Source organism: Kitasatospora sp. NPDC048296 (assembly GCF_043201815.1).
Taxonomy (GTDB): Bacteria; Actinomycetota; Actinomycetes; order Streptomycetales; family Streptomycetaceae; genus Kitasatospora.
The window spans coordinates 1-22,044 of the sequence record NZ_JBICZB010000041.1; the positions used below are offsets into that span (position 1 = coordinate 1).

The following is a 22,044-nucleotide window of genomic DNA, read 5'->3' on the forward strand; positions in this document are numbered from 1 at the left end:
GATCTTGGCCGACACGGTTCTAGCAGGAGCTCCGTCCCATTTCAGGCGACTTGACGCAACCGCCCAAGGCTCTATCTACACGGCGTTGGGGCTAGCCGGGCTCAGCCGCGCTGGATGCCGGTGGAGTCGAACAGCAGCCATCGGGCGCCGTCCGGGAGTTGGACCGTCAGGACGTCCGCCTGCTGCCCCACCGCCAGGTACCACTCACCCGGCACCAGCTCTCCCGCCGACACCGGCGAACCGTCCGCATCGAAGAGCCGGCGCACCGCCGGCACCGCGAACCAGAACGGCGCGAAGTCGTCCCGGCCCTCCGGAGGCAGGTACGGCCGATCCGCGACGCCCTTCTGGATCCCGCTGACGTCCAGCAGCAACCCCCTGGCACCGTCCGGGAGTTGGACCAGCAGGGTGTTCTCGGCGGCTGCCAGCGCCAGGTACCAGGCGCCCGGCACCAGCTCCCCCACCGGCTCCAGCGAACCGTCCGCGTCGAAGACCTCGCGCACGGCCGGCACCGCGAACCAGTACAGCTCGAACTCGTCGTCCTCCGAACCGTTCTGGATCCCGACGCAGTCGAGCAGGATCCCCCGCGCCCCGTCCGCGTGTTGGACCAGCAGGGCCTCCCCGCGGGCCGCCAGCGCCAGGTACCAGGTGCCCGGCACCAACTCCCCCACCGGCTCCAGCGAACCGTCCGTACCGAAGACCTCGCGCACGGCCGGGACGGCGAGCCAGAACAGGCGGAAGTCCGGGTCCGGTTCGGCCGCCAGCGCCACCGCCAGGCGGGTGGCCCGGTGCAGCAGCTCCCGCGCGCCCTCCTCGGCGGCGGCCCGCAGCCGCTCGACCTCCCGCTCCCGCCTCGCGAGCAGCTCCTCGGCGGCGGCCCGGGCCTCGGCGGCGTCCCGAACTGCGGCGCCCCGGACCGCGGTGTCCTCCTCCGCATCCGTCCCCGCCGCCCGATTGCGGGCTATCGCGATCAGCCCGCCGGTGTTGCGGTTGCGCTGCTGCGGCAGTGGGCGGGACTTCGCGGCGAGCCGTGCGTACAGCCGCCGGTAGAGGGTGTCCATGTCCAGCAGTTCGGGACCGCCCGGGATGCCCCGCTCCAGCAGGTCGATGAGCTCCCCGGTGAAGGCGGTGTACGGCTCCCCGGGCGGTGAGAGGGCGGGCCGGGTGGCGGCCGAGGCGGTGAGCACCACCGTCCCGTTCACCGCCGTCCGGTCGGCGAGGGACTTGCCCGCGCCCATCGAGCCGACCAGCGCCCGGCCGCTGTAGCAGCAGTCCAGCACCACCACCGTGCGCTGCGCCCGGGACTGCGAGTCGAGCAGCGCACGGCGCAGCGACTCGAACCGCAGCGCGGTGTACTCACGCTCGCGGTCGGTGTCCGGCAGCGCGAGGTACAGCTCCTCCGAGTAGTCGTCGGTCACGCCGTGCCCGGCGTAGTAGACCAGCAGGGTGTCGGTGGCCTGGCGCGCCTTCTCCCGTACGGTGTCCAGCACTTCCCGCACGCTCGCGGGCTGGGCGATCACCGCGCAGGCCTCGGCGGGCAGCCCCCAGACGTCGGGGTCGGTGAGCACCCGGCGCAGCCCCTCCAGGTTCTGCTCGACGGCCGGCAGTCCGTCCAGGTGGACGTAGTCGTGCACCCCGACGAGCACGGCCGCCGACCGGCCCGGGTCCGCCAGCACGGTCACGACTGCTCGGCGGCTCCGGTCGGCGGCTCCAGCTGCGCCACGATCCGGCGCACCTCGTCCGCCGACCCGTCCTCGATCACCACCGACGTGCCGCCGCGCTCGATCCGCACCCGCATCCCGCCGCGCCGCGAGTCCCGCCAGGTGGCGACGGCGGTCACCAGGCTCCCCAGCGCGATCCCGTTCGCCAGGACCACGTTGAGGATCTCCAGCACCTCCCCCATCCGCCCGGCCGCCGGATCCGCCGCTCCGGGCCGCACCTCGATGCCCCGCAGCTCCGGCTCGGCCAGCAGCCACCGGGTCAACGACCGCGCCGCCTCGACCTCCGCCCCCTCCGAGGCATCCTCCGCCACCTCGAACCCGAGCTCGACCTCCACACCCAACCCCTCTCCCACGACCCCCAGTTGGCCGACCCCACCCTAGAGGAACCACCACCCCCACAAGGCCGGAGGGGCCGAACTCCGTTCACGGGAGTCGGCCCCTCCGGGGGTGTCAGCTGTCGCCGGGTCAGACGTTGAAGCGGAACTCCACGACGTCGCCGTCGTGCATGACTGACGGTCTGGGGTTGCAGTGGAACTGCGGAACAACGACACGACCGGCCACGCTGAGGCGCAGCCGGAGCACGCCAAGACGTGCTTGGAAGTCGCTACGGAGCGACTGGCCCAGAGGGCCATCAAGGAGACGACCCACAGGGAGTACCTGGGGACTCTTAGGAACCTTGAGCTGGAAGACGTGCCCTTTGAGAAGGTCACGTTGCCCTTCCTGATGAGTCGCCTCAACGGCGTGTTGTCGCCTGGCACGCGCCGGAAGCACGCGATCAACCTTCGGGCCTGCCTCGGGCTGAAGGTGCCGTGCCCTCGTCCACAACAAAAGCAGTACGACCTTCCCTCGGTGGAGGAGATACACAACGCTTTCGAGGGCAACACGTACCGCATGTGGGCCCTGGCGATGCTCTACGCGGGCCTACGCCTGGGCGAGAGCTGCACGACTCAGCCCAGCAAGGGCAACGTGATCACGGTGGACCGTCAGCGGCTCCCTGACGGAACTTTGGCCGTCCCGAAGACGGCCGGGCCTGTCATCGTGCCGGACTGGTTCGCTGAGGAGTACCGAGCGCACGACTTCAACCGGTCTCACAACACGGTCTACGTCGGCATTCGCCGGGCGGGCAAGAAGGCCGGACTGAGCCTGAACCCCCACCAACTCCGTCACGCTTTTGGAACCAACCTCGTTCAGGCCGGGGCACATCCGGAAGTCCTCCGACGGCAGATGCGCCACCACGACGTATCGATCAGCCTCCGCTTCTACGTGCAGACCACGACGCAGGACATAGAGGCAGTCATGGGCCGTTTCGGCGGCACGGCGGGGACGGGGGACCAGTCGTGATGTTCCTGGCCCCCGAGACGCTGACGGACGGCCAGCGAGACGGCTTTGACTGCGTGCACTGTGGGGCGGTCATGCCGCCCGTGATGCGCCCGGTTGCGGTCCTGCCGGGCGTGGGACAGGTTTTCGCCTGTTGCGAGGACGGGACGGCCCCGGACGGGCCGTAATAGCGCGGCTCCACAACGTAGAAGAGGCCCCGGTTTTCCGGGGCCTCTTTTTATGTTCATGTGGCCCTATATCCATAATGACTCATGTAAATGGGGGCGGTAACGCATCCATTAGGCGTAAGCACTGAGAGTTTAGGCATTCCGGGTGAACCGGACATCGCGAGCTGTCGCCGGAAATCTGTTGACCCTCCTACACGTCATGTGTACGGTCCTTCTCGTTGCAGCCGACCGGCCGTGACACCACCGGCCGATGACCGTACGCGGCCCTCCTGACGGGCCGTGGAATGCCCGCACACGGGCGCAGAGAGCCTGCGTGTAGTGTGTTGCACCGCTCCCCTTTCAGGGGCGCAGAATGCCCGTGCTGGCCATCCATGGGCGATGATCCACTTAAGGTCCCCATACTCTTCGGAGTAGTGTCGGGACCTTTTTTGTTCCCGAAAACAGGAGAGACTAGATACTTGACCCGAGGGCTTCACTTCCCTGCCGGTACCTCGTGGCTTGCCCTTTCACAGGTCGAGCTGCACCGTATGGCCAACGAGAACATCTCTGCTCCGTTTTGGCTCCGCGTCTGGCTTCTCGCGCTTGCTGATGCTAACCGTATTGGCCACGCCGAATTTGGACCCGGGGAACTAAGGGCACGTCTCGGAGCGAAGGTAAATGAGGAGACGGGAGCAGTTGAGCCGGTCAAACCTTCGGCCGTGAGCAACGCCATAACGACATGTAAGGAACTTGGGCTAATAACGCCAGAGTCAAAGGCGAGGTGCCTTGTCCTATCGCATCACTTGGCCCAGAAGGCCGGGCTAGGTACAAGCTCGTGCCGTATTCACCGAATCAATGTGAAGCGCTCCCATGAGCTGAGCGAGGAGGGAAATTTCACCGCGCCGTGAAGTTACTTCACTTCCTCGTGAACCTCCGTGGCTCTATCACTGGGCCGTACGGCACGGCCCTCTCTATCTTTATAGGTCCCGCTGGGCAAAGGAAGCGGGGTCAGGACAAGATAGGGCAGGCTTCCGGGCCTGCCCTCATTAGGGGCGCGCTGATGCGCCCGACGGGTTACTTAATGGCGACCCCGGCTCTCAAGGCCGGGGCACATAATGCGCTGGCCGATCAGAGGCCAGCCACGTAAATCATTAACGCGCTTCCCTGCGCGCATATGGTTAATTATCGCTGGCCAACTAGGCCAGCGAAACTAGAAAGGATTTCTTATCCCCAAGAATATATGCCGGTCCCGCAACCGGCCTACTGACTCGCTGCGGGCATACCGGTGCCCGCCATGAAACCGGGCCTACGAGGCCCGTAGAACCGCCCGTAGTGGCGGGCGAGAGGGGAAAAGCAGGCCAGCGCCGCCATGCTGGCTTACAGCAGCGCCTGCGGGCGCGCTCGGCTTGGCCGTTCCGGCGACCCAGCCTCGGCACTCAGAGTGTCGCCCTGTTGGCGACATCACGCGACACCAATCCGATCGACCCGACGCCGATCGTCAATGCATAAATCCGCATACTCATGCGGCATATCCTGGCGCATAAATATGCGTCCCTGATGTCCATTTTGGGGTAATAGGGGGTCGAAAAGTCCAACCGTTCCTTAGGAACCCCCCCGTTCCTTCCCCCCGCGTGATGCGTGCGGAAAAAAGAAAAATGGGCCTCGGGGGCCCTTCCGGATTTTTATTCATCTCGCGATGCATGCTCCGCATATTCATTCGTCGGTTATGCAGGCTGGCTTTGCATCGTTATGCGGCTGCCGCCGGGGGATTAACTTATCCAGCGCAGTCTAGCGCCTCCGGGGCGCCTGTCAATGATTGGAGAGCATTTGGCTAAGGGAATTATGGGTGAGGTTTTCGAGTGCCGAGTATGCGGGGCACAGTGGTGCCACCTGCTGACCCGTGGTCGCCCGTCGGCCTACTGCGGAGAGGCTTGCCGCCGGGCAGGCCGGACCGGCCAAAGGCGTGTGCAGCGCTCTCGCAGCCCGCAGGAACGTGCTGCGTGCTCTCAGCATCGAATTCCCTACGGGCCTCTTCCTCGGCGCCCTACGCGGGCTTCTGTGGCCTCTGTGGCCGGGCTTATTGAGACGCTTGAGAGCGGCTTTCAGGTGGAGGCAGAGCCGCCCGCCTACCGGCCGGAAAGCCTTCCGGAGCGATTGCGCTTCTCGGGCCTTAAGGCTGGCCCATATGAGGGCCGTACGACTCGCAGGCACCTGCGGGTGATCGGTTCGGATCGCCCGTGGCACGAGTGCTGAAGTCGTGTCGCCGGAAACCTAATGAGTGAGACCGGTTCCCTTCGCTGGCTCGATGAAAGACACTCACTCCACATTCAGGGCAGGTCGCCCGGCAAGCGGCCTGCCCTTTCTCGTACCTACTCACAGAACGGATAGCCATCATGGATGACCTTACGTACGCCCTTGTGGGCCTGCCTGTAGCCCAGATCAAGGAGATTCACTATCAGGCCCTTATGAAGTTCAACGAGGTCTGCGACTCGGCCCCAGGATCTCTTGAGCATGCTTGGGCGGGTATTTGGGCCGTTCTCGTTCATGCCGCCGATGATGCCAAGAGCTTTAAGACTCACGCAGCGAGCTAAGCCTAAACGGCTATTCCTTTATCCCCATGCCGGCGACTTGGCATCCCCTATTTCGAAACGAGGTTAAGCATTGAGTTTTATTGATCTGGCTAAGAGGTCGCTTGAGGCGCGACAGCGGCTCTTCAAGGAGTACAAGAGCGTTGACGCGGATACGTCCCTGAGCGCTTCGGAGAAGCGCGCCAAGCTTGAGGCCCTTAAGGCCGTCATTGACGAGAAGGGTGAGGAGGTTAAGGACTATACGGCTAAGGCCGAGATGGAGGCGGAGAACCGCCGATTGGGCAACCCGCTCGCGGCACTCTTCAAGGATGGCAACACGGGCCCGTATGAGGCCGAGGAGCGCGGTTGGGCCACCGGAAAGGGCTTCATGCTGCCCAGCGAAGCCGAGTACCGCAGCATTTCGACGCTTCCGGCGTCCGCCGGTGCTGCTGTCCCGCCCGGTGTCTTTCAGGACTTTGTGGTTTCGATGCGACAGAAGGCCACATTCCTTAAGGGCAAGATTAACTTGCTGCCCATGAATGAAGGCTTCATGCACGTGCCGGTTATTTCGGGTGATGGCTCCTCGTCTGTGGTGCCCGAGGGCGCACAGATTCCTGTTTCTGATCTCAGCTTTGGAGACGCAGGGTTCGCCTCCTACAAGGTGGCTCAGCTTGCGGCCATCACGTCCGAGGTGCTTGAGGACGCAGCCGTAGACGTGCGCAAGGCCGTATCCGAGGCCATGATGCGCAATGTTGCCGCCACCGTGGACAGCCTGTTCTACAACGGCACAGGCACTAATCAGCCCATGGGCATTCTCAAGGTCCCTGGCCTGACCAGTACCGCGCTAACGGCGGCTGTCACGCTGGATAACCTGGCTGACGAGATGGCACAGATTGAGGCTTACGGCGGTAAGGTCACCGAGATTCACACCGACCCAGCCACCTATAACGTTATTCGCAAGCTTAAGGCTAATACTGCCGGTCTCTATTTCTCGTCTCCGTTTGCCGGCACGGATGGCCCTCAGCAGGTTTGGGGCGCTGATCTAATCCCTGCTCCGCATCTTCCGGCGGGCACCATAATAATCATGGATGGAAACCAGGTATACACCGGTCTTCGCCGACAGATTGAGCTGCAATACTCGTTCGAGTTCTTCTTCGATACGGACCGGCTTGGAGCCCGTGTTACGTCCCGATGGGCCGGTGTCGGCGTGGCCGACACGCGCGCCGTCCGAATCCTCACCAAGGCCGTCAACGGCACCTGATAGAAGCTCTGCGCGCCCCTCTGGCGGGCACAAAAAGGCCCCCGCTCACGCGGGGGCCTTCTCGTCGTTTCAGGCCCTCGCAGGGCCTCTCGGATGGATGGGTGACCTACCCGGCGAGCAAATGAGCGCCCGGGTAGGTGTAGCCGGTATCCGGCAGTCCAGCCGACGCGGCTTCAAGCGCCCGACGGCGCTCCGCCTGCTGCTGCTCCTCCCAACGGGCCACCCACAGGGGCACTACCCGGACGGTGGCCGGGCGGGGTAGAGCGGTCCGGCAGTCTTCCGGCTGTCGCTCCGGCTGTTGCTCCTGGACCAGGTGGCGGACATGGCCGCGAACAAGCTCGTGATCCTCGCCAGCCAGCGGGCGGTTTCGCTCAACCACGTGAGGCGGAGTGGGCCACCCCTTCCACGATCCGGGCTGAAGTGCCCGAATCTCCACGGCAATTGGAGGGAGGCTTTCGGCGCGGTGGCGCCCACGGGGGCGCTCGGGCGCACATGTGATGGCCCAGGCCAGTGCCCCGGCCAGGATGAGGCAGATAGCCCAGGCAAACGCCCAGGCGCTAAAGTGGGTCATGTCGTAGCTCCTCGAAAGCTCCGGCCATGCCCCGGGGGTGTTACCAGCACCCGCCGGGGTCTCTTGTTTTGTTGTGGATCGAACGTTAAGCCCGCCGTTGTTGATCTGTCTACCCGTCAGGAATTCGGGGACAGCGAAGCCCTCGCCCGTGCACCACTGAGGCAATGCACGGACGGGGGCGATCTTGAGTCACACGGGTGTGGACTGTCCGCCGTGATCGCTGGGCCCGGTGTCCGGCCGGTGCTTCCGTGGCCGGTAGGGTCGGCCCTTCGCCGTGTACCGGTATGGCTCCGGCTGGTCCGGATAGCGGGTCACCCACTCGTTGCACCGGAAGCAGAAGCCTTCGCCAACCTCCGGGTCGAACGCGATGGGCTGATCACACAGCGGACAGTCCACGGCTCTCCTACGCGCTCAGGTCGAACTCCCCACCCTTGATGGCGCTAGTGAACTCCGCCCACGCCTCGCGGGTCATGGTGACCACCTCACCGGGCCGCTCGCTGTCGCGCAAGGCGACGATGCCGGGCACGTTGAGGGCCACCTCGGGGCACGCCTTGCGGACGGTGTTCTGGCAGGCCGCCATGGCGACGAACTCGAAGTCGGGACGCTTGGTCATTTGCCGTTCCCTTCGTTTGAGCCAGCGCGAGGAACTTCCGCGCGCCGTCGTGCACTTGCGGGACCCGCCCCGCCAGGATCGTTGCCATGCCACGTGGCCGGGGCGGGGGTCCGTGGGGCCGCTAGGCGGCCGTCTGCGAGTTCTCCGGCGCTGCGGGGGCCGGTTTCCCAATCGGGGTGTCGTCGGCAGCCTCCGGAGCCTTCTCGGCCCCGCTGTGGGCGGGCAGGTGCTCCGGCGTACTCATTCGAGCTCCTTGCGCACGACGTGCACGCCGTCCCCGGAGATCGCGGGGGCCCGGAACCTGGCCAGCACCTGGGCCGTCAAGCTGCGCGACTCGTCGTCCATCACGTATCCGCACGCCCGTGCGTGCAGGTGGAGTTCCTCGATCCACCGTTGTGCCTCGAACAGGCTCAGGGTGCCCAGAAATAGCCGGGGACCGTGTCCCGCGTCGATGACCCCGTAAGCCGCACTCAGGCTGGGCGGGACGGGCATCCTGGCGGCCCTCAGTGCCGCCTCAAGGGCGTCCGCCGCATCTTCGGACTGCCTGCGGTGGAACCGGACTTCGTCGCGCGTCGGCGAGGACGGCTTGTCAGGCAGAGACACGGGCCACCGCCTTACACGCCTGCCGGTGCTGCACACGAAGCGCCTGAATCTCCCGTGCCACGGCGGGGCGGCGCAGTTCGGGGTACCTCTTCGTCAGCTCCGCCCGCATGATCCGGCGGAACGCCTCGCAGACGGCGCAGTCAGGCTGCGTCACGGGGCGCCTCCCAATCCAGCGGCGCGTACTTGAACGGCTCCGACGGCTTCCGGGCGGCTTCGTCCTGGCTCTGCCGGTAGTCGGCGCGACAGGCGGCGATGAGGGCCGCGCTCGCCCGCTTGCTGGGGGGCCGCTTCGGATCCGGTCTGGGCGTGGGCATGGCTGCCGCTCCTCTCCGTAACGGTTTCGCTACCAGGGAGACACACTGTCCTCTACGCTCAAAGAGCCTTCAACCTTGCGAATCGGAAAGAAAGGGGGCCACTTGAACATCAAGCCGCTCACGCCGGATAGCTCACCGCAAGCTTCCTTCGGCGCCCAACTCCGAAGCCAGCGCGAAGAGTTGGGACTGACGCAGGACCAGGTAGCCGCGCGCACCGGGTACTCGCCGGGGCATATCTCATCCGTGGAAACCGGCCGGAAGCCGCCAACTTTGCGCTTTGCGCGACAAGTTGATCGTACGTTCGGCACGGGAACCAAGTTCGCAAACCTGTTCCTAGACGTGCGGGCAAGCTCGCTGCTGCAAGGCTTCGGTCAGTATGTCGTGGAAGAGGCCAAGGCCGTTGAGATCAGGTGCTTTGAAGTCGGCATCATCCCTGGCTTGCTCCAGACGCCGGAGTACGCGGCGGAACTTGCTGCCGCCGCGCTGAATCGGGGCGCGATTGCCCAGACGCAGGCCGACGAACGTTTGAGGATCCTGGCGAGCCGTCAGCGGCTGTTCACCCGCACCCCGCCGCCCCGGCTGTTTGCGATCTTGGATGAGAGCTGCGTCCGGCGCCCCATTGGCACCCCTGCCACGATGGGTGCCCAGCTTGAGCATCTAATGTCCGTCGCGGCACTCCCCCACGTAACGGTTCAAGTGGCGCCGTACTCCATGGGCGCGATCCGCAGTCTCGATCTGCCGGTCTACCTTCTGGGGCTCCCGGATCACTCGGTTACTGCCTACTCGGAGTCTGCCCAGCAAGGCTCGTATGAGCGTGATCCCGAAGCGGTGCGGCCCCTGCTCACGGCCTACCATCATCTACAGGTAGAGGCGCTATCGCAGGCCGCATCTGTGGCGCTGATCAGCAAGGTGCGAGAGGAAATCCAGTGACCGAACCCACATGGTTCAAGTCCAGCTACAGCAACAACGGCGGCGCCTGCGTAGAAGTGGCCGCCAACATCCCCGGCGTTGTCCCCGTCCGTGACTCGAAGGACCCCCAGGGCCCCGCTCTAGCCTTCTCCCCCGACGGCTTCGCGGCCTTCGTGGCGGGCGTGAAGGCCGGGGAGTTCGGCGACGTGTGACCCACCGGTCTATGACGCGTATGTCGGCCAGGCCGACTCTGTTGCGCCCGGCTACGGCCGGGCGGGCAGGTTGCTTGGGCGCGGGGCCGGACAAGCCTTTGATGGCTTCGTCGTGGGCCTTCAAATGGCCCAACGTGACTATGAAACAAGGAAGTTGCTGCACGAGAAGGAGCCCCCAGGCATCAGGCCCAGGGGCTCCTTGTCTTGTCCAGTCCGTCAGCATCGTGCTAGCTTGCCGCCGTCCGAGGCGGCAAGGAGTTCAACGCCAACTACTGACAATGAAGCTACTTGTCACACGTTGAAGCGGAACTCCACGACGTCGCCGTCGTGCATGACGTATTCCTTGCCCTCGATGCGGGCCTTGCCCTTGGCGCGGGCCTCGGCGATGGAACCGGTCTCGACCAGGTCGTCGAAGGAGATCACCTCGGCCTTGATGAAGCCCTTCTGGAAGTCGGTGTGGATGACTCCGGCGGCCTCGGGGGCGGTGGCGCCCTTCTTGATGGTCCAGGCGCGGGTTTCCTTGGGGCCGGCCGTCAGGTAGGTCTGCAGGCCGAGGGTGTTGAAGCCGACGCGCGCGAGGGTGGCGAGGCCGGGCTCGTCCTGGCCCATGGACTGGAGGAGTTCGAGGGCCTCGGCGTCGTCCAGCTCGATCAGCTCGGACTCGATCTTGGCGTTGAGGAAGATCGCCTCGGCGGGGGCGACCAACTCGCGCTGGGCGTTCTTGAAGTCCTCGTCGGCCAGCTCGGCCTCGTCCACGTTGAAGACGTAGAGGAAGGGCTTGGCGGTCAGCAGGTGCAGGTCGCGGATCGGGGCGGTGTCGAAGCCGGCCTCGAAGAGGGTCTTGCCGGTCTCCAGGATCGCCTGCGCGGCCTCGGCGGCGGCCAGCACGGGGGCGGTGTCCTTCTTGAGGCGCGCCTCCTTCTGCAGGCGCGGCAGGACCTTCTCGATGGTCTGGAGGTCGGCCAGGATCAGCTCGGTGTGGATGGTCTCGATGTCGTCCTTGGGTGACACCTTGCCGTCCACGTGCACCACGTCCGGGTCGGTGAAGGCGCGCACGACCTGGCAGATCGCGTCCGACTCGCGGATGTTGGCGAGGAACTTGTTGCCCAGGCCCTCGCCCTCGCTGGCGCCGCGCACGATGCCCGCGATGTCCACGAAGTCGACGGTGGCCGGGAGGATGCGCTGGGAGCCGAAGATCTCGGCGAGCTTGGCCAGCCGCTGGTCGGGGACGCCGACGACGCCGACGTTCGGCTCGATGGTGGCGAACGGGTAGTTGGCCGCCAGCACGTCGTTCTTGGTCAGGGCGTTGAACAGGGTCGACTTGCCGACGTTCGGCAGGCCGACGATTCCGATCGTGAGCGACATGAAGCGCAGTCCCGTGGGCTTGGAGGAGTTGGGTCGGCACCGTACGGGCCGACCCCCAAGTCTACGGGCAGCGTCTGCGCTGCCCTACGCCTCGGTCGCCGCCGGTCGTGGCTCCAGGAACTCCAGCCGGTTGCCCAGCTGGTCGGCCGCGTAGAAGCGCCGGTGGCCGGGCAGGTTGTCGTCCCAGACCACCTCGTGGCCGTGCGCGGTGAGCCGCTCGGCCAGGGCGTCCAGCGAGCGCACCAGGATGCCCGGGTGTCCCTTCACGGACGGCCGGAAGTCCGGGGCCACGCCGAGGTGCACCTCGACCCCGCCGCCACGGAACCAGCAGCCGCCGCGGGCCGCCAGCACCGGCGGCTTCTCCAGCTCCGTCATGCCGAGCACGCCGGACCAGAAGGTCCGGCAGGCGTCCTCGGCGCCGGCCGGGATGTCGAGCTGGAAGTGGTCGAGGCGTTCGAAGGTGAAGTCCGTGGCCACGAGGCCCCCCGTACGGTGATCCGATGATCTTGGTTCGTCGACCCGTCCGAGCCGGTCGGGTCACTGAACGACGATCACAGGACTACTCCATCCGGAGACACGGGACAAGACCTGAACGGTCCATTACACAGTGTGGCGATGATCGGACCGTACGTTGGGCGGGTGGAGCAGAGCACCCGTACCCAGCCGCCAGGGCCCAGACGCCGTCCGCCGAACGGCGCGGCCGCGGCCGCCGTCCCCGGTCCCGGCCGGGCGCCCGAGAGCACCCGAGCCCCTGCCGCCCCCGAGACTCCCCCTGCCCGGCTGCGTCCGGTGGCCGGCCGGCCCACCGCGGCGCGCCCGTCCCCCGGGCGCCGACTGCGGGTGTACGGGCGCCGCCGCACCGGCCGGCCGACCCGACTGACCGCCATCGGCACCGGCGTGGTCGCCGTGCTGGCGACGCTCGCGGTGGCGGGCGTGGACCGGCTGCTCTTCGACGGCCTCGGCTGGCTGTTCGGCCTCGGCTACCTGGTGGTCTGCTTCCAGCTGGCCGTCCGGGTCCGGTACGCCGACCTGCTGGCCGCGCCGATCAGCGGGCCGATCGCCTTCGCCCTGGCGCTGCTGGTGCTCGCGCCGGTCAGCTCCTCGGGCGTGACCGCCCAGGTGGTGGCGCTGGCGACCGGGCTGGCGCTGCGGGCCGGCTGGCTGTTCTCCGGCACCGGCCTGGCCACGCTGATCGTGCTCGCCCGTTTCGTCGCCCAGCGCCGGATCCACCGCTCCCGCTGAGCTCCACCCCCCGTCGGAGCCCGGCACCGGCAGGCCCTCAGCCCGCCGCCCGGGCCGCCGCCATGGCGGCCCCGACGATGCCCGCGTCGTTGCGCAGTTCCGCCGGCACCACCCTCGCCTCGCGGTCCTTCAGCAGCGGCAGGAACTTCTCGTGCTTGCGGCTCACCCCGCCGCCGATCACGATCAGCTGCGGCGAGAACAGCATCTCCACCAGGTCCAGGTACTCGTTGACCCGCCCGGCCCACTGCTCCCAGTCCAGCCCGTGCCGCTCCTTGGCGGCCGAGGAGGCCCGACGCTCGGCGTCCTTGCCGCGCAGCTCCAGGTGGCCCAGCTCGGTGTTGGGCACCAGCGTGCCGTCCACGAAGAGCGCGCTGCCTATGCCGGTGCCGAAGGTGAGCACCAGCACCACGCCCGACTCGCCACGCCCGGCACCGTGGGTGAACTCCGCCAGGCCGGCCGCGTCCGCGTCGTTGAGGACGGTCGCCGGCAGGTCCAGTGCCTCGCGGAACAGGCCCGCGGCGTCCAGGCCGACCCAGCCCTTGTCCACGTTGGCGGCGGTCCTGGTACGGCCGCCGACCACCACGCCGGGGAAGGTCAGCCCGACCGGCCCCTGGTGGTCGAAGTGCCGGACCACCTCGCACACGGCGGCGACCACAGCCTCGGGCTCGGACGGATGCGGGGTGAGCACCTTGTGGCGCTCCTGGGCGAGCACTCCCCGGGCGAGGTCGACCGGGGCTCCCTTGATGCCCGAACCGCCGATGTCCACGCCGAATACCGCCGTCATCGCTCCGCCCTCCGCCGTTCGGCCGCGGACCGGCTTGTCCACAGCCTGTGCACAAAGCTACGAGAGCCCCGGCGGCGACGCACAGCGAAAAACCCGGCACCCCACCGGGGCGCCGGGTTCTCCACAACGGTCTACAGCTTGCCCGCCGCCTCGGCGCGCAGGTCGCGGCGCAGTTCCTTGGGCAGCGAGAAGGTCAGGTGCTCCTCGGCGGTCTTGACCGTCTCGACCGTGTCGTAACCGCGCGCGGCCAGGAACTCCAGCACGCCGTCCACCAGGATCTCCGGCACCGAGGCGCCGCTGGTCAGGCCGACCGTGGTGACGCCCTCCAGCCAGGACTCCTGGATCTCCTCGGCGAAGTCCACCAGGTGGGCGGCCTTGGCGCCGTACTCCAGGCCGACCTCGACCAGGCGGACCGAGTTGGAGGAGTTCTTGGAGCCGACCACGATCAGCAGGTCGGTCTCGGGGGCCAGCTGCTTGACCGCGACCTGGCGGTTCTGGGTCGCGTAGCAGATGTCGTCGCTGGGCGGGCTGACCAGCGCCGGGAAGCGCTTCTTCAGCTCGCCGACGGTGGCCATGGTCTCGTCCACCGACAGGGTGGTCTGGGACAGCCAGACGATCTTGGACTCGTCCCGCACCTGGACGTTGGCGACGTCCTCGGCACCGTCCACCAGGTGGATCCGGTCCGGGGCCTCGCCCATGGTGCCGATGACCTCCTCGTGGCCCTCGTGACCCACCAGCAGGATGTCGAAGCCCTCGTCGGCGAAGCGGACGGCCTCCTTGTGCACCTTGGTGACCAGGGGGCAGGTGGCGTCGATGGTGGCCAGCTTGCCGGCCCGCGCCTCGTCGTGGACGGACGGGGCGACGCCGTGCGCCGAGAAGACGACGATCGAGCCCTCGGGCACCTCCTCCGTCTCGTCGACGAAGATCGCGCCCTTCTTCTCCAGGGTCTGCACCACGTACTTGTTGTGGACGATCTGCTTGCGGACGTAGATGGGCGCCCCGTACTGCTCCAGGGCCTTCTCCACGGCGATCACGGCGCGGTCGACACCCGCGCAGTAGCCCCGGGGGGCGGCGAGCAGGACACGGCGCTGCGCGGTGTTGGACATGGCTCCATCGTACGGGCGACCGCGAGTCGCACTGTCCCCGGCGGGCAGCCGCGCCGACGGCGGGCGGTTTCCGGTCAGATCCGATCAGAAATGCTCAAATGTGGGGTCTATGAGCGCTGTGAGCGAGCAGGCGACACCGAGCGGCCTGCGCCGCAGTCTGGGCGTCCGCGATCTGATGGTCTACGGACTGCTGTTCATCGCCCCGATGGCCCCGGTCGGCGTGTTCGGCGTGCTGGACGCCAGGAGCCACGGCGCCGTCGCCTCGGTCTACCTGGTGGCCACGGTGGCGATGGGCCTCACCGCTTTCTCGTACGCCCAGATGGTGCGCGCCGTGCCGCAGACCGGCTCGGTGTTCGCCTACGCCCGGGCCGGGCTGGGCGAAGGACCGGGGTTCTGGGCTGCTCGTGCTGAAGTGCGCAGGGGTTTGCGTTAGCTCGTTTGAGTGACATCTGGTTGGCGGCCCGCATGGTGGCGGTGTCGTCGCGTAGCGTCTGTTGGGCGATCTGGGACGCCGGGTTCGGGTGCCAGCGTGCGGGGCTCCCTTGCCACCAGTGAGATGGTCTGGGACCTCCCCGTCGCCTCTGACCGAACCCATGTGGCCAGATCGTGAGGGAACCGGCCTCCCGGGACGGACCACGCACGGGATGCGTGTCGCCCAGCGGGGTTGAGTACGCCGGGGACCAGTGCGCCCAAGACCGTTCGGGGCGTGCGGCTGATCGGAAGTCACTCCCGATCAGTCCACAGGAACGGTTCATCGCCGGGTGGATGGCGATGCTGGAGCCGATGACCCCGCAGCAGCTGGCTGCCGACCCGGCCGCGCGGGGCTCGGCCTTCTACGACACCGTGGAGAGCGGCATCGGGCACTGGCTGCACGTGCTGGTGGCGGCCGGCAAGGCGATCGGCGCGGCCTTCGCGGCGCTGGCCGGCCAGGCCGCGGCCGGGCGGCTGGTCTTCGCGATGGGCCGGGACGGGCGGCTGCCGCGGGTGCTCGGCTCGGTCGACCCGGGCAGCGCGGTGCCGCGCCGGGCACTGCTGGCGGCCGCGGCCATCGCCATGGCGGCGGCGGTCTGGGCGGCCAACCGGGACGACGGGCTGGACCAGCTGACCTCGGTGGTGAACGTGGGCGCGCTGACCGCCTTCGCGCTGCTGCACGCCTCGGTGGTCGGCTGGTACACCGTCCGGCACGGCTCGCGGGACCGGCTGCGGCACCTGGTCGTCCCGGCGCTGGGGATCGCGGTGATCGCGGCGGTGGTCCGCGAGGCCTCGACGACGGCGCAGCTCGTCGGGCTGGCCTGGCTGGCGGCCGGGCTGGTGGTGCTCGGGGTGCAGGGCAGTACCGCTTCGGGCGCCGGCGGGCACCGTTAGCGCCCGAGCTGTCGGCGCGCGCCGCTAGCCTCGTACGCATGGCCAACACCAGCTCCCCCGAAGCCCCGCTCCCGGTCGGCAAGGTCTCCGCGCTGATCGGCGGCTGGATCGACCGGCTCGGCGCGGTGTGGGTCGAGGGGCAGATCACCCAGCTCAGCCGTCGGCCCGGGGCGGGCGTGGTGTTCCTGACCCTGCGCGACCCGCAGGCCGACGTCTCGCTCACGGTGACCTGCTTCCGCTCGGTCTTCGACCAGGTCGCGGACGTGGTGCAGGAGGGCGCGCGGGTCGTCGTGCACGCCAAGCCGGAGTGGTACGCGGCGCGCGGGCAGCTGTCGATGCGGGCCTCGGAGATCCGGCCGGTGGGCCTGGGCGAGCTGCTGGCCCGACTAGAGCAACTGAAGCGGCAGCTGGCCGGGGAGGGCCTGTTCGCACCCGAGCGCAAGCGCCCGCTGCCGTTCCTGCCGCAGTGCGTCGGACTGGTCACCGGGCGCGACTCGGCGGCCGAGCGGGACGTGCTGGAGAACGCCCGGCGGCGCTGGCCGGCCGTGCGCTTCGAGGTGCGCAACGTCCCGGTGCAGGGGGTCAGCGCGGTGGAGCGGGTGAGCGCGGCCGTCCGGGAGCTGGACGAGCACCCCGAGGTGGACGTGATCATCGTGGCCCGGGGCGGCGGCAGCGTGGAGGACCTGCTGCCGTTCTCGGACGAGGGGCTGGTGCGGCTGGTGGCGGCCGCCCGTACACCGGTGGTCAGCGCGATCGGGCACGAGCCGGACCAGCCGCTGCTGGACTTCGTCGCGGACCTGCGCGCCTCCACTCCGACCGATGCCGCCAAACGGGTGGTCCCGGACGTCGGCGAGGAGCTGGCCAAGGTCCGCCAGCTGCGCGACCGGGCCCGTCGGCACGTGCTGGCCCGGGTCGAGCGCGAGCAGCACGGGCTGGACGGGCTGCGCAGCCGCCCGTCGCTGGCCGCCCCGCACCGGATGCTGGACGGGCGCGGCCAGGAGGTGGACGGCCTGCTGGAGCGGGCCCGGCGCACCCTGCGGCACCGGCTGGACCACGCGCAGAGCGACCTCGGGCACACCCTGGCCCGGGTGGTCGCGCTGTCCCCGGCGGCCACCCTGGAGCGCGGCTACGCGGTGCTGCAGCGGGCGGACGGCACGGTGGTGACGGACCCGGCGCAGGTCGCGGCCGGGGAGGGGTTGCACGCCCGGGTGGCGGGCGGCGGCTTCGACGTCACGGTGACCGAGACCGAGACCGAGGCTCGGAACTAGGACCAGGCTCGGGGCCAGGACGAGCGCTGCCGGGACGGCGCGGGCGCGTCGGCCGGGACGGCGGGTCGTACCTGGATCGTGCGGCGGAGGCCGGCGCCGCGGGTCGACCGGGCGCACCCGGGTTTCCGCCCCGCCGGAGCCGTCCCTGTCGGCGCCAACCCCTACGCTGGCACGCATGGCAGAGCAGCAGGAGCAGCAGAACGCGGCGGCGCCGACCCCGGACGACGCGCTGGGCTACGAGCACGCCCGGGACGCGCTGCTGGACGTGGTCCGGCAGCTGGAGAACGGCGGCACCTCCCTGGAGGAGTCGCTGGCCCTGTGGGAGCGCGGCGAGCAGCTGGCGAAGGTCTGCCAGCGCTGGCTGGACGGCGCCCGGGCCCGACTGGACGCCGCGCTGGCCGCCGAGGAGGGCGGAACCCCGACCGGGGAGTGACGCGGGTCACAGCCCCTTGGGGAATCGTTGAAACTTCACCTATGTTGGAGGAAGTGATCGGCCACGCCGGTCACACCGACGAACCCCCTCCCGCATGAGGTGCAGAAGCATGACCACCGACGCCCTGGTACTCGACGCCGCCGCTCAGGACCTGCTGTTCCGCGAGGCCCGCACCGCGAACACCTTCACCGACGAGCCGGTCACCGAGGAGCAGGTCCAGGCCATCTACGACCTGGTCAAGTACGGCCCGACCGCCTTCAACCAGCAGCCGCTGCGCGTCGTCCTGGTCCGCTCCGCCGAGGCCCGCGAGCGCCTCGTCCAGCACATGGCGGACGGCAACAAGGCCAAGACCTCCACCGCGCCGCTGGTCGCCATCCTGGCCGCGGACAACGAGTTCCACGAGGAGCTGCCGACCCAGCTCCCGCACTTCCCGCAGGCCAAGGACATGTTCTTCTCGGAGCGCTCCGTCCGTGAGCAGTCCGCCACGCTGAACGGCGCCCTGCAGGCCGCCTACTTCATCATCGGCGTGCGCGCCGCCGGCCTGGCCGCCGGCCCGATGACCGGCTACGACGCCGCGGGCCTCAACAAGGAGTTCTTCGGCGACGGCGAGCACTCGGTGCTGGCCGTGGTCAACATCGGCAAGCCGGCCGAGGACGCCTGGTTCCCGCGCTCCCCGCGCCTGGCCTACGACGAGGTCGTCACCACCGTCTGATCCGCGACGGAACGGCGAAGGGCCCGCACCGGTTCGTCCGGTGCGGGCCCTTCCGCGTGCCCGTGGAGCCCTGGCGCTACTTGAGCGCCTGGGCCAGCTCGGCCAGCTCCTCGTAGGAGGCGGTGCCGGTGATCAAGGTGGTCGCCGAGCCGGTCTGCGCGGCCAGCGCGCGGCCCTTCTCGCCCTGCACCCGGTCCCAGGCGTGCCCGGCGGCGTCCGAGGTGCCGTCCGGCTGGCCGTCCGCGACCTTGTCGGCCAGCAGCTTGTCGCGCGGCACGTCGGCCTGCTCGACGGCCGCGTACTGGCCGGAGGGCGTCACGAAGCCCAGGTGCCAGGCGTTGCCCTTGCCGGAGTTCAGGTCGGCCGGGGTGTAGCTGACCGAGGTGGCCCGCCACTTGTCGGACAGCCCCTCCGGGGAGAGCAGCGGATAGGGCGCGGCGCGCTTGGCGCTGGCCGCGGCCGCCCTGTACTCGACCACGTGCACCGGGTCGCTGTTGGCGTCGTGCGGGAGGAACAGGTACCCGATCCAGACGACGAAACCGACCGCCAGCATCGACAGGACCATGTCCCGTACGGTCTGCCGACCTCTCATACCCTTGCTCTCTGCAGCCACCCCCACATGGTGACTCATCCACATCCGGGCGGGGCCACCCGGGGTGTCCACGTACGGGTGAAGCCGGGCGAACCGGTGCTTTTCGCCACGGGGTGGCGACCCGCGCCACAGACAGTCATCTCGTGGGCAGATACGATCGCAGGACCCTCACCACGGCGTTCGACCAGGCAGTAGTCGGGCGCTCACTGGCCGTCGCGTACAGAGAGGTAACGACGATGACCACGCAGTACCCGCACCACCTCCCCCGTGCCCTGGAGGTCGCGCCCGAGGCTCCCGACCGGAACCTCGCGCTCGAACTCGTCCGGGTCACCGAGGCGGCCGCCATGGCCGCCGGCCGATGGGTCGGCCGCGGCGACAAGAACGGCGCGGACGGTGCCGCCGTGAAGGCGATGCGCACCCTCGTCTCGACCGTCTCGATGAACGGCGTGGTCGTCATCGGCGAGGGCGAGAAGGACGAAGCCCCGATGCTCTACAACGGCGAGCGGATCGGCGACGGCACCGGCGCCGAGTGCGACGTCGCGGTCGACCCGGTGGACGGCACCACGCTGACCGCCAAGGGCATGAACAACGCGGTGGCCGTGCTGGCCGTCGCCGACCGCGGCACCATGTTCGACCCCAGCGCCGTGTTCTACATGGACAAGCTGGTGGCCGGCCCCGAGGCCGCCGAGTTCGTCGACATCACCGCCCCGGCGGCCGTCAACATCCGCCGGGTCGCCAAGGCCAAGGGCAGCGCCGTCGAGGACGTCACCGTGGTCGTGCTCGACCGCCCGCGCCACGACGGCCTGGTCCGGGAGATCCGCGAGGCGGGCGCCCGGATCAAGTTCATCTCCGACGGCGACGTGGCCGGCGCCATCATGGCCGCCCGCGAGGGCACCGGCGTCGACCTGCTGATGGGCGTCGGCGGCACCCCGGAGGGCATCATCGCGGCCTGCGCGATGAAGTGCATGGGCGGCGTGATCCAGGGCCGGCTGTGGCCCAAGGACGACGCCGAGCGGCAGAAGGCCCTGGACGCCGGGCACGACCTGGACCGGGTGCTCACCACCAACGACCTGGTCAGCGGCGAGAACGTGTTCTTCGTCGCCACCGGCATCACCGACGGCGAGCTGCTGCGCGGCGTGCACTACCGCTCGGAGACCGCCACCACCAGCTCGCTGGTGATGCGCTCCAAGAGCGGCACGATCCGCGAGATCAACTCCGTCCACAAGCTGGCGAAGCTGCGGGCCTACAGCGCGATCGACTTCGACCGCGCCAACTGACCCACGCGAAACGGCCTCGAAGACAGGACGTTCGGGCGCGGCCTCGGCGGAATCCCCCTCCGCCGGGGCCGCGCCGCGTTTCCGACCGCCTTTCGGGGGATCCGCCTCCCGGCTCCCGTCTCCGGCCCGCTGTCAACCGGCTATCCGGCTCCGGGCCGTGGTCACCCGGGCGGCCTCGCGCAGCTCCGCGTCCCGACGGCGGCGCCGGGCCAGCACCACCCGCCGCTCGGCGGCCGTCAGCCCGCCCCAGACCCCGTACGGCTCCGGTTGCGCCAGCGCGTGCTCGCGGCACTCCAGCAGCACCGGGCAGCGGGCGCACACCTGCTTGGCCTGCTCCTCGCGCGACAGCCGGGCCGCCGTCGGCTCCTTCGAGGGCGCGAAGAACAGCCCCACCTCGTCCCGCCGACAGGCCGCACCGGTGTGCCAGGGGCTGTCCTCGCCGGCGGCGGTGCCCGCAGCGGTGCCCGCCGGGCCGCCCGGGGGCTGCGGCTGCGGGCGGACGGCCGAACGACGCTCCAGCATGTGGGCGGCGACGACTGGCGAGGTGGGGCGGGACTCGATCGGATGCAGCACGGCCGTACTCCTGACGAGGCTCTCGGACACGGGGAACCTCGCTCCGCTGCCCGGCTGCGAGCCCCCGCTGGTCCAACCCTCCGGACCGGCCGCTTGGCCGCCTCCGGTGCGCAGCCGTACAAGAAGCGATGTGCGGAATGACCTACCCCGCCCCGCCGGGATTCATGCACACTGCACGCAATCGACTACGGAGTGCACCCGCCGCAACGCCGAGTGCCCGGCCGGGAGTTGATCCCCGGCCGGGCACTCGACAGGCCAATTCAAGTCAGTCGGCGCCGAGTTGCTTGCGCACCCACTCCTTGAGCTTCTTGCCCCGGCGCGGCTTGGCGTTGCAACCGCCGAACAGGGCAACGCCCTTGACCCGCACGACCGGAGCGTACGGGTCCGCGGCGGTCTGCTCGCGGACGTCGAACCCGCCGAAGATGCCGACCCCGGAGCCGTGCAGGCTGACGTTCTCCGGCACCCGGACCTCGACCCCGCCGAAGATCGCCGTCACGGTGATCTCCACCTCGGGGGACTCGAACACGGCGTCGCTCAGGTCGATCTCCACCCCGCCGAACATGGTGAAGGCGGTCAGGTGCGAACCGACCCGCCAGCGGCCCTTGCGGGCGGCGCCGCCGAAGATCGCCACCACCGACGGCGACTCCTGGCGCGCGGGCGGCAGTTGCGTCCGGGTGGGAGCCGGCGCCGGGGCGTCCAGCGGCGGCTTCTCGAAGGAGAGCGGCCGGTGGGCGGGCAGGTCCCGGGTCAGCGGCACCAGGTCGCCGAAGGTCTTGGCGGCGTACGCGGCCCCGATCCGCTCGGCGTGCTCGTCCGCGTCCAGGCGCCCCTCGGCGTAGGCGTCCCGCAGCAGCTCCGCGACCCGCTCGCGGTCGGCGTCCGAGACGCGCAGCTCCGCCTCCGCCACCGGGGCGTGCGAGGGCTGCGGCGTGGCCACGGGCGTGGTCTCGGGCTTGAGTTCGGGTTTGGTCATCGGTACGGGAGCCGGCACCGGCGGCTGCCCCGGGTCGTCCTGCGACGGCGAGTTGTCCACGGCGCAAGCGTAGTCGCTCGCACTGCTGCCCGAGTGAGCCCC

Annotated in this window: 22 protein-coding genes and 1 pseudogene; 10 read left to right on the plus strand and 13 right to left on the minus strand. The window is 69.0% G+C overall.

Features of this window, described 5'->3' with window-relative positions:
* Positions 1-101: 101 nt before the first annotated feature.
* Both ACGF12_RS23245 and ACGF12_RS23250 read right to left on the minus strand, forming a co-directional pair.
* Positions 102-1,679, minus strand: a complete 1,578-nt coding sequence (locus ACGF12_RS23245) for a caspase family protein (protein ID WP_393033204.1) — start codon at positions 1,677-1,679, stop codon at positions 102-104.
* A complete protein-coding gene (locus tag ACGF12_RS23250; protein WP_393033207.1) occupies positions 1,676-2,053 on the minus strand; it encodes a hypothetical protein in 378 nt (125 codons plus the stop codon). Before ACGF12_RS23250 ends, ACGF12_RS23245 begins: the two co-directional genes overlap by 4 nt.
* 193 nt (positions 2,054-2,246) lie before the next feature.
* Here ACGF12_RS23250 and ACGF12_RS23255 point away from each other — a divergent pair, with 193 nt between their 5' ends.
* Entirely contained in the window at positions 2,247-3,059 is an 813-nt protein-coding gene (locus ACGF12_RS23255; protein ID WP_393033209.1) for a tyrosine-type recombinase/integrase, read from the plus strand.
* A 2,804-nt stretch (positions 3,060-5,863) separates the two neighbouring features.
* The gene (locus tag ACGF12_RS23260) at positions 5,864-7,030 is read left to right on the plus strand and encodes a phage major capsid protein (protein ID WP_393033212.1); all 1,167 of its coding nucleotides are present in this window, start codon (positions 5,864-5,866) and stop codon (positions 7,028-7,030) included.
* Positions 7,031-8,004: 974 nt separating this feature from the next.
* Here ACGF12_RS23260 and ACGF12_RS23265 read toward each other — a convergent pair.
* The 4 genes from ACGF12_RS23265 to ACGF12_RS23280 all read right to left on the minus strand — a co-directional run bounded on the left by ACGF12_RS23265 (position 8,005) and on the right by ACGF12_RS23280 (position 9,131).
* Entirely contained in the window at positions 8,005-8,214 is a 210-nt protein-coding gene (locus ACGF12_RS23265; protein WP_393033215.1) for a DUF397 domain-containing protein, read from the minus strand.
* 121 nt (positions 8,215-8,335) lie between these two features.
* The gene (locus tag ACGF12_RS23270; protein WP_393033218.1) at positions 8,336-8,458 is read right to left on the minus strand and encodes a hypothetical protein; all 123 of its coding nucleotides are present in this window, start codon (positions 8,456-8,458) and stop codon (positions 8,336-8,338) included.
* On the minus strand, positions 8,455-8,817 hold the full coding sequence (locus ACGF12_RS23275; RefSeq protein ID WP_393033221.1) for a hypothetical protein: 363 nt from the start codon (positions 8,815-8,817) through the stop codon (positions 8,455-8,457). Before ACGF12_RS23275 ends, ACGF12_RS23270 begins: the two co-directional genes overlap by 4 nt.
* A gap of 140 nt (positions 8,818-8,957) precedes the next feature.
* On the minus strand, positions 8,958-9,131 hold the full coding sequence (locus ACGF12_RS23280) for a hypothetical protein (protein ID WP_393033224.1): 174 nt from the start codon (positions 9,129-9,131) through the stop codon (positions 8,958-8,960).
* A gap of 102 nt (positions 9,132-9,233) precedes the next feature.
* Between ACGF12_RS23280 and ACGF12_RS23285 the strand changes: the two genes are divergently transcribed.
* Positions 9,234-10,061 carry a helix-turn-helix domain-containing protein gene (locus ACGF12_RS23285; RefSeq protein WP_393033227.1) on the plus strand — a complete coding sequence of 276 codons (828 nt, stop codon included), beginning with the start codon at positions 9,234-9,236 and terminating at the stop codon, positions 10,059-10,061.
* Positions 10,058-10,252, plus strand: coding sequence for a DUF397 domain-containing protein (locus ACGF12_RS23290; protein WP_393033230.1), 195 nt, complete (start codon positions 10,058-10,060; stop codon positions 10,250-10,252). Before ACGF12_RS23285 ends, ACGF12_RS23290 begins: the two co-directional genes overlap by 4 nt.
* Positions 10,253-10,543: 291 nt before the next feature.
* On the opposite strand, the gene ychF is transcribed toward ACGF12_RS23290, so the two are convergent.
* The gene (gene ychF, locus ACGF12_RS23295; RefSeq protein ID WP_380612195.1) at positions 10,544-11,617 is read right to left on the minus strand and encodes a redox-regulated ATPase YchF; all 1,074 of its coding nucleotides are present in this window, start codon (positions 11,615-11,617) and stop codon (positions 10,544-10,546) included.
* Positions 11,618-11,701: 84 nt separating this feature from the next.
* Positions 11,702-12,094, minus strand: coding sequence for a VOC family protein (locus ACGF12_RS23300; protein WP_393033234.1), 393 nt, complete (start codon positions 12,092-12,094; stop codon positions 11,702-11,704).
* Positions 12,095-12,232: 138 nt separating this feature from the next.
* On the opposite strand from ACGF12_RS23300, the gene ACGF12_RS23305 reads away from it, so the two are divergent.
* Positions 12,233-12,859, plus strand: coding sequence for a DUF6542 domain-containing protein (locus tag ACGF12_RS23305; RefSeq protein WP_393033237.1), 627 nt, complete (start codon positions 12,233-12,235; stop codon positions 12,857-12,859).
* A gap of 37 nt (positions 12,860-12,896) precedes the next feature.
* On the opposite strand, the gene ppgK is transcribed toward ACGF12_RS23305, so the two are convergent.
* Together ppgK and ACGF12_RS23315 are read right to left on the minus strand one after the other, a co-directional pair.
* The gene (gene ppgK / locus ACGF12_RS23310; RefSeq protein WP_393033240.1) at positions 12,897-13,643 is read right to left on the minus strand and encodes a polyphosphate--glucose phosphotransferase; all 747 of its coding nucleotides are present in this window, start codon (positions 13,641-13,643) and stop codon (positions 12,897-12,899) included.
* A 131-nt stretch (positions 13,644-13,774) separates the two neighbouring features.
* The gene (locus ACGF12_RS23315) at positions 13,775-14,749 is read right to left on the minus strand and encodes a 4-hydroxy-3-methylbut-2-enyl diphosphate reductase (protein WP_393033243.1); all 975 of its coding nucleotides are present in this window, start codon (positions 14,747-14,749) and stop codon (positions 13,775-13,777) included.
* A gap of 109 nt (positions 14,750-14,858) precedes the next feature.
* Here ACGF12_RS23315 and ACGF12_RS23320 point away from each other — a divergent pair.
* From ACGF12_RS23320 to ACGF12_RS23335, 4 genes and pseudogenes are all read left to right on the plus strand, one after another.
* A pseudogene (locus tag ACGF12_RS23320) lies at positions 14,859-16,114 on the plus strand (amino acid permease).
* A 38-nt stretch (positions 16,115-16,152) separates the two neighbouring features.
* Positions 16,153-17,382 (plus strand): exodeoxyribonuclease VII large subunit, encoded by a 1,230-nt coding sequence (gene xseA, locus ACGF12_RS23325; RefSeq protein WP_393033246.1) that lies wholly within the window; start codon positions 16,153-16,155, stop codon positions 17,380-17,382.
* A 175-nt stretch (positions 17,383-17,557) separates the two neighbouring features.
* Positions 17,558-17,815, plus strand: coding sequence for an exodeoxyribonuclease VII small subunit (locus ACGF12_RS23330; protein WP_393033249.1), 258 nt, complete (start codon positions 17,558-17,560; stop codon positions 17,813-17,815).
* Positions 17,816-17,924: 109 nt separating this feature from the next.
* Positions 17,925-18,527: a malonic semialdehyde reductase gene (locus tag ACGF12_RS23335; RefSeq protein ID WP_393033252.1), complete on the plus strand. Its 603-nt coding sequence runs from the start codon at positions 17,925-17,927 to the stop codon at positions 18,525-18,527.
* A gap of 76 nt (positions 18,528-18,603) precedes the next feature.
* Here the strand turns inward: ACGF12_RS23335 and ACGF12_RS23340 are convergent, their stop codons facing one another.
* Positions 18,604-19,140 (minus strand): DUF4245 domain-containing protein, encoded by a 537-nt coding sequence (locus tag ACGF12_RS23340; RefSeq protein WP_393033255.1) that lies wholly within the window; start codon positions 19,138-19,140, stop codon positions 18,604-18,606.
* A gap of 215 nt (positions 19,141-19,355) precedes the next feature.
* On the opposite strand from ACGF12_RS23340, the gene glpX reads away from it, so the two are divergent.
* Positions 19,356-20,396 carry a class II fructose-bisphosphatase gene (gene glpX, locus ACGF12_RS23345; RefSeq protein ID WP_393033258.1) on the plus strand — a complete coding sequence of 347 codons (1,041 nt, stop codon included), beginning with the start codon at positions 19,356-19,358 and terminating at the stop codon, positions 20,394-20,396.
* Positions 20,397-20,528: 132 nt separating this feature from the next.
* On the opposite strand, the gene ACGF12_RS23350 is transcribed toward glpX, so the two are convergent.
* Entirely contained in the window at positions 20,529-20,918 is a 390-nt protein-coding gene (locus tag ACGF12_RS23350) for a WhiB family transcriptional regulator (protein WP_393033371.1), read from the minus strand.
* Positions 20,919-21,234: 316 nt separating this feature from the next.
* The gene (locus ACGF12_RS23355) at positions 21,235-21,942 is read right to left on the minus strand and encodes a DUF1707 domain-containing protein (RefSeq protein ID WP_393033374.1); all 708 of its coding nucleotides are present in this window, start codon (positions 21,940-21,942) and stop codon (positions 21,235-21,237) included.
* Positions 21,943-22,044: the final 102 nt, after the last annotated feature.

Bases quoted from the DNA above. Each gene is read 5' to 3' on its own strand.
- ACGF12_RS23265 (WP_393033215.1), bottom strand. From the start codon at position 8,214: ATGACCAAGCGTCCCGACTTCGAGTTCGTCGCCATGGCGGCCTGCCAG.
- ACGF12_RS23270 (WP_393033218.1), bottom strand. From the start codon at position 8,458: ATGAGTACGCCGGAGCACCTGCCCGCCCACAGCGGGGCCGAGAAGGCT.
- ACGF12_RS23280 (WP_393033224.1), bottom strand. From the start codon at position 9,131: ATGCCCACGCCCAGACCGGATCCGAAGCGGCCCCCCAGCAAGCGGGCG.
- ychF (WP_380612195.1), bottom strand. From the start codon at position 11,617: ATGTCGCTCACGATCGGAATCGTCGGCCTGCCGAACGTCGGCAAGTCG.
- ACGF12_RS23305 (WP_393033237.1), top strand. From the start codon at position 12,233: ATGATCGGACCGTACGTTGGGCGGGTGGAGCAGAGCACCCGTACCCAG.
- ppgK (WP_393033240.1), bottom strand. From the start codon at position 13,643: ATGACGGCGGTATTCGGCGTGGACATCGGCGGTTCGGGCATCAAGGGA.
- ACGF12_RS23315 (WP_393033243.1), bottom strand. From the start codon at position 14,749: ATGTCCAACACCGCGCAGCGCCGTGTCCTGCTCGCCGCCCCCCGGGGC.
- xseA (WP_393033246.1), top strand. From the start codon at position 16,153: ATGGCCAACACCAGCTCCCCCGAAGCCCCGCTCCCGGTCGGCAAGGTC.
- ACGF12_RS23330 (WP_393033249.1), top strand. From the start codon at position 17,558: ATGGCAGAGCAGCAGGAGCAGCAGAACGCGGCGGCGCCGACCCCGGAC.
- ACGF12_RS23335 (WP_393033252.1), top strand. From the start codon at position 17,925: ATGACCACCGACGCCCTGGTACTCGACGCCGCCGCTCAGGACCTGCTG.
- glpX (WP_393033258.1), top strand. From the start codon at position 19,356: ATGACCACGCAGTACCCGCACCACCTCCCCCGTGCCCTGGAGGTCGCG.
- ACGF12_RS23350 (WP_393033371.1), bottom strand. From the start codon at position 20,918: ATGCTGGAGCGTCGTTCGGCCGTCCGCCCGCAGCCGCAGCCCCCGGGC.
- ACGF12_RS23355 (WP_393033374.1), bottom strand. From the start codon at position 21,942: ATGACCAAACCCGAACTCAAGCCCGAGACCACGCCCGTGGCCACGCCG.